This is a genomic window from Parasphingomonas caseinilytica, from assembly GCF_036663755.1.
GTDB lineage: Bacteria > Pseudomonadota > Alphaproteobacteria > Sphingomonadales > Sphingomonadaceae > Sphingomonas.
Genome location: NZ_JAXOJL010000002.1, coordinates 247499 through 260683, shown reverse-complemented (window position 1 = coordinate 260683; position 13185 = coordinate 247499). Strand labels below are relative to the sequence as shown.

The following is a 13185-nucleotide window of genomic DNA, read 5'->3' as shown; positions in this document are numbered from 1 at the left end:
GCGCGTATCGAAGGACAGGCGTTGCGCGGTCCAACGGTACTTCGATACGAGCCTTCGATACGCCTTCGGCTACTCAGTCTCTACTCAGCACGAACGGGGTAGGGAGCGGAGGCTTGCGCGTTGCATCACCCCGTCACCCGCCCCGCCACCACGCGCAGATCCTCCACGAATCGCGCATATTCCTCCGCCCGCGCGACCTCGTCGGGCAGGCGCAGCAGGAAACTCGGGTGGACGGTGATCCAGGCCTCGCCGCCGCCATCGGGCAGTTCCAGCGCCCGCCCGCGCTCCTTGCCGATCGTCACCACCCGACCGAGCAGACTGCGCGCCGCCGTCGCGCCTAACGCGACCGTCACCTGCGGCTTGATCAGCATGCGTTCCTGATCGACCCACCAGCGGCAGGCGGTGATCTCGCCCGCGCCGGGCTTGGCATGGATGCGCCGTTTGCCGCGCTGCTCGAACTTGAAATGCTTCACCGCATTGGTGACGTAGACCTGCGCCCGGTCGATCCCGGCCTCGGCGATCGCCCGGTCGAACACCTGTCCCGCCGGGCCGACGAACGGACGTCCGGCCAGATCCTCCTGGTCGCCCGGCTGTTCGCCGACGAACATCAGCCGCGCATCGACCGGTCCTTCGCCGAACACCGTCTGCGTTGCCTGTTGGTGGAGCGAGCAGCGCGTGCAGCCCGCCGCCTCGTCGCGCAGCGCCGCCCAGGCCGCGTCGATATTTCCGCCGATCTGCGTCCGCGCCACGTCGATCATCCCGCTCTCCCGCGCCCGCGCACCCGCAATCAAACCCGATACCAAAGCGGTTTCGGGCATGTTCTTCCAATATTTACGCGGCATCTCCTTCAGCATCGCGCCCACCTTCAGCCGCGCCGGATTGAAGATCGAGGCGTAATAGGTCTTCCACACATCCTCGATCGGATCGCCGTCGGGTGCATCGCTCTTCACCGCGCCTGGGCCTTCCTCCAGCCGCTTGCTGTCCCAATGGATCGACCGTTCCGGCGTCAGGATCGACCAGCGCAACGCGGCGAAGCGATCGATGAAGAAGGCGGCATTGGCGCGGACGATATGATGGTCCGGCTCGAACCAGGCGATGAAGCGGCCCGAATCCGCATCGATTTCGCCATCGGCCATCTCACGGAAGCGCACGAATGCGCGCATCTTGTGGATATCGCGCCGCACCTCGCGCGCCAGCCCCTCGAGCTTCTGCACCAACGGATCGGCGCGATCCTCGATCAGCTTCGGCTCGCCACGCAAGCGCCAGAGTGCGGTGTAGAGCAAGGCGAAGCGTTCCGGGGCGCTGTGCAGCACCGCCTTGCGCGCCAGATCGACAAAGGCGCGTGGCACCGAGAAGGTCGCGCCGGGCTGGGGCGCGGGCATGCCGGGGTTGTCGGCGAACAGATCGGCCGCCGCGTTTCCGACCTGCCACACCACGTCCTCCGGCGGCACGCCTTCCGCCGCCAGCGCGCGCGCGGCATCGCGCCAGCCGTCGAAATCGTCCGGTTCGGCGAGGCGGATCGTCCTCATCTCAGCAGAACAATTCCATCTGCTTCGGCTTGGCCGCGACGATCGGGCGCAGATCGGCCCGGTCGCTCAGCGCCACCGGTCGCCAGTCCTCGGCGATCAGAAACGGGCGCACCTTGGCGATCGACGCGGTCAGCCGCGCGACATCGGCCAGATGCAGCCGTCGCCAGCGCCGCGCCGCCAGGATATTGCCAACCGCCTTCACCCCCAATCCCGGCACGCGCAGCAGCATCTCGCGCGGCGCCCGGTTCACATCGACCGGAAACGTGCCGCGAAACTTCAGTGCCCAGGCTAGCTTCGGATCGATATCGAGCGGCAACATGCCGGTCGCATCGTCCGCCGCGGCGACGACATCGGCAGTGGAATAATCGTAGAAGCGCATCAACCAGTCGGATTGATACAGCCGGTGTTCGCGCATCAGCGGTGGACGCTGCAGCGGCAGGATCGCGCTGGCATCCGGGATCGGCGAGAAGGCGGAATAATAAACGCGCCGCATGCCGAAGCGGTCGTAAAGGGATGACGCCTTGCGCACGATATCACCATCGGTCGCCGCATCCGCGCCCACGATCATCTGCGTCGATTGCCCGGCAGGGGCGAATTTCGGGGCCGATTTGTAACGCTTCCGGGCATCGGCGGTATCGACGATCGCCGTCTTCATCTCGCCCATCGCGGTCGCGATCCGCGTGTCCGATTTTTCCGGCGCGAGTCGCTTCAGGCCGGAGGCGGTCGGCAGCTCGACATTGATCGACACGCGATCGGCATACAGACCGGCCTGATGCACCAGTTCCGGATCGGCATCGGGGATCGTCTTCAGGTGGATGTAACCGCGAAAGTGATGATCCTCGCGCAAACTGCGCGCGACCTCGACGATCTGCTCCATCGTGTAATTGGATGATCGGATGATGCCGGAGGACAGGAACAGCCCCTCGATATAATTGCGTTTGTAGAAAGCGAGCGTCAGCCGGACCACCTCATCGGCGGTAAAGCGCGCGCGGCGCACGTTGCTCGACTTGCGGTTGATGCAATAATGGCAGTCGAAGATGCAGCTGTTGGTCAGCAGGATCTTCAGCAGCGAGATGCAGCGCCCGTCCGGCGCATAGGCGTGGCAGATGCCCATCCCGCCATCGGTCGACCCGATGCCTTTGCCGTCGCGCGACGTGCGTTTCGACGTGCCGGACGACGAGCATGATGCATCGTATTTCGCCGCATCGGCAAGGATTTCCAACTTATGCTGAACGTCGAGCTGGGCCATTTGTTCGGCATATGTTCCAATCGTGCAAAAGTCGATTGATCAGCGTCAAGTCGCGGGAATAATCGGCCGGGCGGTTAACGGGATGTTTGCCGTTTATCACCATGAAGGTGCCCGAAGGCAGATCGTTGCCGAGGGACGTACAGGCATGAACGAAGCAATCGAGCACGACACTTGCGGGAAAGGCCGCAAGCTCTGGGTGACCCCGGCCGTGATCACGGCGACGATCGTCAGCCGTTCCGAAGGTATGGTCCATGGCGGAAGTCTGGAAACGCCGATCGACAGCGCCGGCACGAGCTGAACCGGCCAGGTTCAAGCTTTCAAGGCATGTTTTTACGCTCGAACCACCGCCGGTAGTCGGCGACGAGCAGCACATCCAACGCCAGTCCCTTATGTTGGCCCCAGGGCTGCTCGGGGCGCAACGCGTCGATCAGGGCTTCGCGATCGACGAGATCGTCCGGAAGGCGTTCCGCCCGCGCAACCAGTTCCGGCCCGGCGACGGCCAGCACCTCGCCGATATCCGGGATGCGGTCATCGTTGTGGAACGGCCGGTCCTGAAACTCGGGCGGATAGATGTCCGCCAGCGCCCGACACGCGAGATAGCGGTTGCGCCCGTTCCTGAAATACAACGCCTCCGGGATCGCCAGCGCGAGTTCGACCACCCTTTTATCATGAAACGGACGGGTCACCGCCAGGCCCTCGGTCCACGCCGCAATGTCCATCGGTGCGTAGGAAACCTGAGCGCCGACCCGCGTCACGACACGGCCGATGCGGTCGCGCATTTCGATCGCGATGCCGGTGTCCAGCCCGAATTCGTCGCGCGCCACGACGCCCGACGCGACCGCCACATCGATCGATCCGGCTCGCACGAACCCCGCCGCGCTGGCCGTCCCGACGCTGCGTCCCAGTCGGATCTTCGCCCGCCGGATCAACGGATCGAGCATGTGTCGCACATGCCGTTTCAGCAAGGGAAGCAGGGGCATCCCGAAGCGCTTGCGCAGCGCCATGACCTCCCGGACATAGCCGACCGGATCGCCTCGCATCAGCAGGCGGGGCACGGCTGCGCTGTCCCGCGGATTGAGCGTATAATCCCCGCCGTGGCCGTCCATCAGCTGCCGGACGTCGTGCGTCCGCGCGATCCGCGCGGCCTCGGCATAGACGTAATGTACCGGCGACGCAGGGCCATCCAGGCGCGGTAACGCTTCGTCCAATCCGCCGAACGGCACGATCCCCTCGCGCGTTAGATAGTGGACGTCGAGATGCGGCATATCGCGCGCGCAAAACTCCACCATCGGCCGGGCATCGCGCTTCTGCTGCCCGCGCTTCTCCTCCGCCATCACCGATGCGATGCCCAGAATCGTCCGCCCCTGTTCGCGCAGCACCGGGCCCGCCAGCCCCGCCACCGCGCTGCTGTCGAACCCGCCGCTCATGTGCAAGGCCGACCGGCGCTCCAGCCGGCGCAGGCGGCACGACACCGCCTCGCCCAGCACCCTGCGATAGGCGGCGATGTAATAGGCTTCGTCCTGGCCCTCATGCTCGGGCGCGGCCCGCGGCGTCCAATAGCGCCGGCGATCGACCGAACCGTCGCGCCCGATCACCATCCGCTCGCCACCGCGCAGGCCCTCGATCCCCTCGAACAAAGTATCCGGTGCCTTTGAATCGCGCAGCACCAGCAGGCGCCGCATCGTGGCATCGTCGCTCATCGCGCGCGGCACGTCTTCCAGCGCCCACAACGCCTTGATCTCGCTGGCGAAGGCGAGGAAATGCTCGCCGCGATGGAACAGCAGGTGGCGCTGGCCCATATGATCGCGCGCCAGTACCAGCCTGCGCGCACGCGCATCCCACAAGGCGAAGGCGAAATCGCCGATGAGATGTTCCGCGCAGTCGGCACCCCAATGCTTGTACGCCGCCAGCACCAGCGCGCTGTCGGGCAAGTCGCGCAAGGCATCCGCGTCGATTCCGAACGTCTCTGCCAGTTCCTCGCGATTGTCGAGCCGACCCTCCGCCACCAGCGTCACATCACCGCGATCGTTGCTCAGCGGCTGCGCATCGAACACGTCCTCCCGCTGCACGCGCATCTTGCAATAGCCGAGGCACACCGGGCCCAACGCCGCGATCTCGATTCCGTCCGGCGCGCGGTGTCGCATCGTCGCGCCCATACGCGAGACGCCCCGCGTATCCGCTTCCGCCCCGTCGAACCTGATGATACCGAAAATCGCGCTCATGCCCGGCGCTTATAAGCCGATACGGTGACGTCGAACCATAGTCTTCGCCCCCCGGGTGGGAACTGTGCGGTCGATCCCCATTCCCGTCCGTGCTGAGCCTGTCGAAGCACTGCCCTTCTTTTCCCCCGTCGAGAAAAAGGGCAGTGCTTCGACAAGCTCAGCACAGACGGGGTGGGAAATGAACCAATGACGCAATCGCCACCGCGCATCATGGCCGGCTGGCTCACCCCATGGTCGCTGCTCGCGCTCACCTGCCTCGCCGGTTGGGCGTTCAAGGGGCATTGCGGCGCGGGCTGGGCGGACGGGGTGCAATATACCACCGGCTGTTACAGCGATGCGGTGCCGTTCTGGGGCGGGCGCGGCGTGGCGGCGGGGCAGGTGCCGTATCTTCAGGCGCGCATGGAATATCCGGTGCTGACCGGCGCGCTGATCTGGATCGAAGGGATCGTCGCGCGGATCCTGCGCGGCCCTGCCGCCGATGCCGCGACTTTTCTGTTCGTAGTCAGCGCGGTCAATGCCGGGCTCGCGTTCCTCGTCTTGTGGATGATGGAGCGGGCCGGCGTCGATCGGCGACGGCTCTATCTCTGGGCCGCCGCGCCGCCGCTGATCCTCTATCTCGGGCATAATTGGGATCTGCTGGCAGTGGCACTTGCGATGGCCGCATTGCTCGCCGCGCGCGCGGGACGATTGACCAATGCGGTGCAATGGGCGGCAGCGGGCACGGCGGCCAAGCTGTTCCCGGTGCTGATGCTGCCGCTGTTCGGCCTGACCGCCCTGCTCCAGCCGGGCGAGCGCTGGCCGCGACGGATCACCAAGGCGGCATCGCTCGCGCTCGTCGCAATCCTCGTCTGGGGCGCGATCAACGCGCCGATCGCCTATGCCGCGTTCGGCAATTGGTCCGAATTCTATCGCTTCTCCGGCGAACGCAGCGGCACGGCGGCGTCGGTGTGGGAGTTGCTCGCCACGTTCGGGCTATGGGTCTCGCCAATCCCGACGCGCAACCTCGTCAGCTTCGCGCTCTTTGCCGGCGGGGCTGCGCTCATCGTCACGCTCGGCTGGCGCAGGCACGGGGCCCAACCCTGGCTGCTGTTCACGCCGGTGCTCGCCTGGTTCCTGCTCACCAACAAGGTCTATTCGCCGCAATTCGACCTGTGGCTTTATCCCTCCCTTGTCCTGACCAGTTATCGCCTGTGGCCGATCCTGTGGTTCGCCGCCGGTGATGCCGCCGCCTATTTCGCCGAATTCTGGATGTTCGCCGGCATGGAAGGCCACACGCCATCGGCAACGCAAGGCGACATCGCGCTCGCCGCCGCGATCCGGGGCGCGGCGATGCTGTGGATCATCGTCTCGGCAATCCGGCAACCGGCGCCGGACTGGACGGTCCTGCCGACACCTGACGAGGAAGCCGCACGGGGCGGAATGATGGGGGCGATTTAACTCCATTTCCGTTCAACAATTTCTGGACCCCCCGTCCGGCCCTATGTCACCGATGAGGAGAGTAGAGTCTGGGGGTGGCGTGAAACTGACGGATATAGATCTCATTTCCGAAAGGCTGGTCGGCTGGGTATGCATGGCCGCGACCGTTACGGAATATGTCGATCCTAAACTCCTGGCGCTTGATATCTCTCAGGCCGCGGGCGTCGGTGCTTTCGATTTTCTGCTTGCCACCGGTCGCGCCAGTGCAGTGGTGAAGAAGATCGGGCGGATGCTGTCATGAGCTACATCCCGCTAGAAATACAGAAGCGTCGCCGGCTTTTCCGGACGATCGGAACTGCCGCGATTTGCACGATCTATTTCGCGGTGCTGCTCGGAGTGTTTCTTGCGCCGGAGATCGCGCGATGGCCGTTGATCGCCTTGGCCGTGCTGGCACCGCCGATTATCGAAATCCTGCTGCCTCCGACGTTCGATGCCTTTGGGCAGACGAGATCCGCACCATTGCTGCCGTATCTCGCCGGCATCGGAATAGTGATATTCCTGGCAGCGACCGCCGCGATCGGGCCGGAATGGTTGAAAACGAATGTCGCGATCGTCCTGGCAGGTGCGGCGGTTGTGATATCGTCGTTCTTCATCGTGAATTGGGTGTTTGACGAACCGCATCTCGTCGTCAGGAAGCTGACGATCATCGGGATATTAGTGGCCTGTGCCGGCTTGACGGCAGGCATCGTCATCGGGCCCGAACTCGTCCGCTCGATCGCCATGGGCATAGCAGCGGCATTCCTGACGACGCTGTTTCCGACGTTGCAGGACGTTAGATTCAATGGTTGGCCCCGCGGCATGGAGCCGTCTCATAATGATCGGGAAGGATACGCCTTCTATCGCGGTCCCGTAATGGACGGCACTTTCGAACGCCATAGCCATGCCTTTCATGTCGACGGCGGGGCCGAACTCGATACTGCTCTGGAGCCGCTAGACCGAACTTTCTCTCAGGCACTTTGGATGGTCGACGATGCGCTCAACGGGCATGATCGGGAAGCAGAAAATAGCTGGCGTCGCCCCCACACGTCCCCAGTGCTGCTGTCGATCGCCGCGTTGGATAATTTCGGGTTCATTACCAGCGCTGAAGCGAAGAAATTCGTCGCGATTGCCATGCGGCCGGACCCGGAAGCCAAGATTGGAGAGGGGCGAGCGCTGTTACTCAATCTGAACGCGTACATCGTTTACGCACGCAGCCGGCTTAGGGCGCACAGCCTTGGTGCGCACAGTACCGCGATCACGCAGGGCAATTGAAAGCGGTCGTCACTCCGCCGCCAGCAAGGTCTCCGCTCCGCCCAGATCGACCGATACCAGCCGGCTGACGCCCTGTTCGATCATCGTCACGCCGAACAGGCGGTGCATGCGGCTCATCGTCACGGCGTTGTGCGTGACGATCAGGTAGCGGGTCTTCGTCTCGCGTGTCATCGCGTCGAGCAGGCCGCAGAAGCGTTCGATATTGGCGTCGTCGAGCGGGGCATCGACCTCGTCCAGCACGCAGATCGGTGCCGGGTTGGTCAGGAACAGGCCGAAGATCAATGCGACGGCGGTCAGCGCCTGTTCGCCGCCCGACAGCAAGGTGAGCGATTGCAGTTTCTTGCCCGGCGGTTGTGCCATGATCTCGAGGCCCGCCTCCAGCGGATCGTCCGAATCGATCAGTTCGAGATGCGCGCTGCCGCCGTTGAACAGGGTGGTGAACAGGCGGCGGAAATGGCCGTTCACCGCCTCGAACGCGGCGAGCAATCGCTGCCGCCCCTCGCGGTTGAGCGTGCCGATCGATCCGCGCAGGCGATTGACGGCCAGGCCCAATTCCTCGCGCTCGCTGGCATTGCCGCTGCTCGCCGTTTCCAGCTCGGCGAGTTCGGATTCGGCGACGAGGTTGACCGGGCCGATCCGTTCGCGATCGACCGACAGGCGCTCGTGCGTCTTGCTCTCCTCCTGCGGATTGCCCACGGTATCGGCCGTGAAGCCGACCTTTTCGGGTAGCACGGGGGCAGGGCATTCGAAGCGTTCGCCGGACAGGCGGCCCATTTCGACGCGGCGCAGTTCCTGATTTTCGGCCCGCGCCAGCGCCCCGGCACGGACTTCGCGCGCTTCCGACAGCGCCTCGCCCGCCATGCGCGCGACCGTTTCGGTCTCGCGCAGCACGCCTTCGGCCCGGCGCTCGCTGGCCTGTGCGGCGTCCGCTTCGGCGCGGGCGGTCTGGTGGGTGGCCTCCAATGCGGCGATCGAGGCGGCGATCTCGGCGGGCTTCCCGGACAGGGTCACCGTCTCGCGCATCAGTTCGACCTCGCGCTTGTCCATGTCGGCGATGCGGCGCGCGGCCTCGCCGGCGCGCGCGCGCCAGCCCTTCGCTTCGCCCGATCCGCTGGCCAGCCGGTCGCGATCCTGCGCCAAGGCGCGCTCCAATGTCGCGCGGTCGGCGCGTGCGGTGGCGACGGCGTTGCGGCGCGTCTCGGCCTGTGCGGACAGTGTGGCGACCCGGTCGCGCGTCGCGCTGCCATCGGGCAGAGCGGCCTTGGTTGCAGCCGCCGCTTCGGCCTCGGCCTGCGCCTCGTGCAACTCCCCGGCGATGCGCTCGCGGCGCGTATCGAGATCGGCGCGTTGCGTCTCGATCCGCTCCAGCGCGGCACCGGCGCGATCCTCGGCGCGGGCGGCGTCGCGCGCGCGGTTTTCCGACTGTTGCAGGGCGGAACGGGCGGCGTGCGCCGCCGCGCGCGCCTCGGCGATGCTCCGGTCGATCTGCGCCAGCGCAGCATCCGCCGCCTCGACCGCCGCCACCGCATCTGGCTTGGCGTTTTCCAGCGCGCGCAGGCGGTTCAGGCGAACGAGCCGTTCCGCTGCCGCCGCGCCGCCGGATTTGGCGACATAGCCATCCCAGCGCCGCAGCACGCCGGCGCGCGTGACCAGCCGCTGACCGACGGCGAGCGGCTGACCTTCGTCCAGTTCCGCCACCAGCACCTGCGCCAATCGCCGGGCCAGCACGGCGGGGGCGGCAACGTGATCGGCCAGCCGTTCGGTGCCGGCGGGCTGGGCGGGGTCGCCGGGCTGCGCTTCGGCGCCTGCCCAGAACCGCTCGGTCGCGGGATCGAGCCCGGCGTCCAGATCGTCGCCCAGGGCCGCCGCCAGCGCGCGTTCGTATCCCGGATCGGGTTGCAATTTGTCGAGCACCCGGTCGCGCCCCGACGCCGGAGTCGCCTTGGCCAGCGCCGCCGCTTCGCTGTTCAGCGCCGCCAGTTCGGCATGCGCGGCCGAGCGTGCCGATTGCGCCGCGTCGCGATTGCCGATCGCCGCGCGCTCGCCGGTATCCGCCTTGCCGAGATCGGCGCGCGCCGCCTCGGCGTCGGCCAACGCCTTCACCCGGGCGTCGATCGCCGCCGCGCGTTCGGCTTGCAATGGCGCGGCATCGCCGATCGCCCGGCCTTCCGCCGTCACCCGCGCCAGATCGCGCTCGCTACGTTCGACGCGGGTGCGCGCTGCCGCCAGCACGGCCTCGGCGACCCGCGCTTCCGCCGCTTCGCTCGCCTGCGCCGCCAGCGCCTGGGCCAGCGCCACTTCGGCATCGCGCCCGGCGCGTTCCGCCTCGGCCATGGCGGCATCCATGCCCGGCATCTGGCCGCTGGCTTCGGCGATGCGCCGTTCCAGCGCCTTCGCCTCTTCGGCCAGCCGCGACAGGGCCTTGGCGGCGTCGTGCGCCAGCGCGCCTTCGCGATGGCGATCGTCGGCCAGTCGCGTCGCGGCGTCGGTCAGGTCGTGCAGTCGGCGTTCGACGCCCGTTTTCTCGGTGCGCAGCGCCGCCAGCGTGTGGCCCGCCTCGGTCGCCGCATCGCGTGCGGCCAAGGCGGCGGCGCGTGCTTCGGCGAGCTGGTCGGTCGCCTGTTGCTGATAGGCCGCCGCCGCGCGCTGCTGCTCGGCCGTTTCTGCGACCTTCGTCTCCGCCGCCGCCGCCTCGGCCTTGGCCAGGTCCGATGCCACCGCCGCATCGCGCCAGCGGGCGAAGATCATCCGTGCCTCGGCCGTGCGGATCTGGTCGGATAGCGCGCGATAGCGCTCGGCCTGTCGCGCCTGCCGCTTCAGCGATGCGGCGCGCGCATCCTGATCGGCGATCACCTCGTCCAGCCGCGCCAGATTCGCCTCGGTCGCGCGCAATTTCTGTTCGGCATCCTTGCGCCGCACGTGCAGCCCGGCGATCCCCGCCGCTTCCTCCAGCATCGCGCGACGCTCGGCCGGCTTGGCCGCGATCACCGCGCTGATCCGCCCCTGGCTGACCAGAGCCGGCGAATGCGCGCCGGTCGCGGCGTCGGCGAACAGCAAAGCCACGTCCTTTGCCCGCACGTCGCGCCCGTCGATCCGGTAGGCGGAGCCCGCGCCGCGCTCGATCCGGCGGACGATTTCCGTTTCCTCCGAATCCGCGCCCTCGATCAACATCGAAACTTCAGCGAATTCGCGCGCCGGGCGCGTTGCGGTGCCGGCGAAGATCACGTCCTCCATCCCCGCCCCCCGCAGGGAGCGGGCGGAGGTCTCGCCCATCGTCCAGCGCAACGCCTCGAGCAGGTTGGATTTGCCGCACCCGTTCGGCCCGACGATCCCCGTCAGGCCTGGTTCGATGCGCAGATCGGCGGCGTCGACGAAGCTCTTGAAGCCCGACAGGCGAAGCCGCTTGATCTGCACTGGTGCGCTGCTCCCCCCGGATCCTAGACCGGGATCAGGCCCCGGCGGCCTTCAACTGCTGTTCGACCTGCTCCCAGCTGATCGCGCCCTGCAACTGGTTGCCGTTGAGGAAGAAGCTCGGCGTGCCGCTGACGCCCATCTGGGTGCCGACGTCCATGTTCTTCACCATCTTGTCGATCTCGGCCTTGTCGGTCAGGCAGGCGCGCGCCTTCGCCTCGGGCAGACCGCGCTGCTTGACGAAATCAATATAGCCCAGCTTCTCGGCCCAGGCGGTGGAGAACACCTCCGGCGGCTTGCCCTGCAACGTCGCCTGGAACGCCTGAGCGTCCTCCATCTTGGGCAGGATCGTCGATTGCGCGGCGAACATCTGTTCCAGCACCGGGAAGAACGCGGTCGTGCCGACGCAGCGGCCGAGCAGGGCCGGCGCGAAATCGGGCGCGCCATGGACGAGATATTCGCGGAACTCGTAAGACACCTTGCCGCTCTTCACATAGGTGTCGATCAGCGGCTTCATGCCGGTATTGGCGAATGCGCCGCACGTCGGGCACAGGCGCGATCCGTATTCCACCAGCTTGATCGGCGCGGCGGGGTTGCCCATCACGAAGCCGCCTTCCTTGGTCTGCGCCACGGTCTGCGTCCAATCCTGGCCGCTCGGCACGGGGGCCGCGGCGACCGGTGCGGCGGGCGACCCGGAATTGGCGGTGCCGGAATTGTCGCCGCAGGCGGCAAGCGCGATCAGCGGCAGGATGGCGGAGATGAAACGGAACTTCATGCGAGGTACACTCCTAGGGGACATCATTTCGCACCGGCGGCGCGCAGAACCTTTTCCAATCCGGCCCAGTCGAGCGTCGGATACGGCTTGCCGTTGACGACGAAGGTCGGCGTGCCGCCCATGCCGGGGGGCGAAGCGGCGGCGATCGTCTTCCACGATTGGTCGCTCATTACCGCGACCTGCAGCATACCCTTGGTGTCGGCGAAGCAGGCGTCGATCGCGGCGTCCTTCAGGCCCTGCGCGCGGCCGATATCGGTCAGCCCCGATCCGTCGGCCAGCGCGCGCAGCTTGCTGGCGGTGGGGTAGAGCGCGAGGCGCGATCCGTTGGCCTGGCGGAAGTCCAGCCCGCGCGGGAACCAGTCGCCTTGCTGCGCGAAGATCAACTCGGTCGTCCGGACAAAGCCTGCCGGGCCGGTGCAGCGCGCGATCACCGTCGCGGCGAGATCGAGATCGTCGCGCGTCGCGTGGCGCAGTTCGACGCTGGTCGATCCCGAGCGGACGAACTTGTCGCGCAAGGTCGGCGCGGATTCGCCGGCATAATGCGCGCAATGCGGGCAAGTGTAGCTGAGATATTCGACCAGCTTCACCTTCGCCTTGGGGTTGCCGACGACGAACGCGCCATCGGCGGTGCGCGCCACGGTCTTGGTCCAGTCGCGCGGGGCGGGGGCCGCGCCGATCAGCAGGGGGGCGAGCAGGAGAGCGACCAGAGGTGCGAAGAGCGAGCGGATCATTCGTCGATGGTTCCAATGACGGGCGCGCCGCGCGTGGCGGCGACACCGGCGGCCAGTGCCTCGAGCACGGCCTTCAGTTCGGGGTCGGCAATGGTGCGCAAGCTGACACCAAGATCCAGCGGGACGGGCTTCAGCGACGGCGGCGCTGCGCGAACGCGCGGTGCGGGCACGTCGCCCTGCCGCATCTGCACCTTGCAGATCGCCTCATAGCCGAAGAAGCGGTTGACGCGTTCGATGATCTCCGGCGCGATATGCTGCATCATAGTGCCATGCGCGCCGCGCACGACGAGGTTCAGCGTGCCTTCCGAGCGTTTGCCCTGCGGGAAGCGGATCGATTCGGGTGCCGACACGCCCGCATAGCGCGGCCCGACGATCTCCGCCCAGCGGCTGACGACGGCGCTCTGCACGAAGCCGAATCGCCGGAACGCCGCGCGCCCGACATCGGGCAGCAGCTCCGCCACGCTGCGCGCGCGGCCGCCGCGTGGCGCTTCTGGCTGGGGAGGGGAGACGACGCGCTTGCTCATCCCGTCCCCCATGCCAT

11 protein-coding genes are annotated in these 13185 nt (G+C 66.9%); 4 read left to right on the top strand and 7 right to left on the bottom strand.

Annotation, left to right across the window (positions count from 1 at the left end):
- Positions 1 to 125 precede the first annotated feature (125 nt).
- Complete coding sequence (locus U1738_RS07650; RefSeq protein WP_332788449.1) at positions 126 to 1529, bottom strand: UdgX family uracil-DNA binding protein; 1404 nt, start codon at positions 1527 to 1529, stop codon at positions 126 to 128.
- 1 nt (position 1530) lies between these two features.
- Positions 1531 to 2778 (bottom strand): putative DNA modification/repair radical SAM protein, encoded by a 1248-nt coding sequence (locus U1738_RS07645; protein WP_332788448.1) that lies wholly within the window; start codon positions 2776 to 2778, stop codon positions 1531 to 1533.
- 22 nt (positions 2779 to 2800) lie between these two features.
- On the opposite strand from U1738_RS07645, the gene U1738_RS07640 reads away from it, so the two are divergent.
- Positions 2801 to 3076: a hypothetical protein gene (locus U1738_RS07640; protein ID WP_332788447.1), complete on the top strand. Its 276-nt coding sequence runs from the start codon at positions 2801 to 2803 to the stop codon at positions 3074 to 3076.
- A 19-nt stretch (positions 3077 to 3095) separates the two neighbouring features.
- On the opposite strand, the gene U1738_RS07635 is transcribed toward U1738_RS07640, so the two are convergent.
- The gene (locus U1738_RS07635) at positions 3096 to 5000 is read right to left on the bottom strand and encodes an asparagine synthase-related protein (RefSeq protein WP_332788446.1); all 1905 of its coding nucleotides are present in this window, start codon (positions 4998 to 5000) and stop codon (positions 3096 to 3098) included.
- Positions 5001 to 5186: 186 nt separating this feature from the next.
- Between U1738_RS07635 and U1738_RS07630 the strand changes: the two genes are divergently transcribed.
- The 3 genes from U1738_RS07630 to U1738_RS07620 all read left to right on the top strand — a co-directional run bounded on the left by U1738_RS07630 (position 5187) and on the right by U1738_RS07620 (position 7727).
- Complete coding sequence (locus tag U1738_RS07630; RefSeq protein WP_332788445.1) at positions 5187 to 6437, top strand: glycosyltransferase family protein; 1251 nt, start codon at positions 5187 to 5189, stop codon at positions 6435 to 6437.
- Between the two features lie 79 nt (positions 6438 to 6516).
- Positions 6517 to 6717, top strand: coding sequence for a hypothetical protein (locus tag U1738_RS07625; protein WP_332788444.1), 201 nt, complete (start codon positions 6517 to 6519; stop codon positions 6715 to 6717).
- Complete coding sequence (locus U1738_RS07620) at positions 6714 to 7727, top strand: hypothetical protein (RefSeq protein ID WP_332788443.1); 1014 nt, start codon at positions 6714 to 6716, stop codon at positions 7725 to 7727. The genes U1738_RS07625 and U1738_RS07620 overlap by 4 nt, the downstream gene beginning before the upstream one ends.
- A 9-nt stretch (positions 7728 to 7736) precedes the next feature.
- Here U1738_RS07620 and smc read toward each other — a convergent pair whose 3' ends face one another.
- Genes smc through U1738_RS07600 form a run of 4 tightly spaced genes read right to left on the bottom strand, consistent with a single transcriptional unit; the run spans position 7737 to position 13180 of the window.
- On the bottom strand, positions 7737 to 11141 hold the full coding sequence (gene smc, locus U1738_RS07615) for a chromosome segregation protein SMC (RefSeq protein ID WP_332788442.1): 3405 nt from the start codon (positions 11139 to 11141) through the stop codon (positions 7737 to 7739).
- A 34-nt stretch (positions 11142 to 11175) separates the two neighbouring features.
- A complete protein-coding gene (locus U1738_RS07610; protein ID WP_332788441.1) occupies positions 11176 to 11913 on the bottom strand; it encodes a DsbA family protein in 738 nt (245 codons plus the stop codon).
- A gap of 23 nt (positions 11914 to 11936) precedes the next feature.
- Positions 11937 to 12644: a DsbA family protein gene (locus tag U1738_RS07605; protein ID WP_332788440.1), complete on the bottom strand. Its 708-nt coding sequence runs from the start codon at positions 12642 to 12644 to the stop codon at positions 11937 to 11939.
- Entirely contained in the window at positions 12641 to 13180 is a 540-nt protein-coding gene (locus U1738_RS07600; RefSeq protein WP_443026995.1) for a DUF721 domain-containing protein, read from the bottom strand. The genes U1738_RS07605 and U1738_RS07600 overlap by 4 nt, the downstream gene beginning before the upstream one ends.
- Positions 13181 to 13185 lie beyond the last annotated feature (5 nt).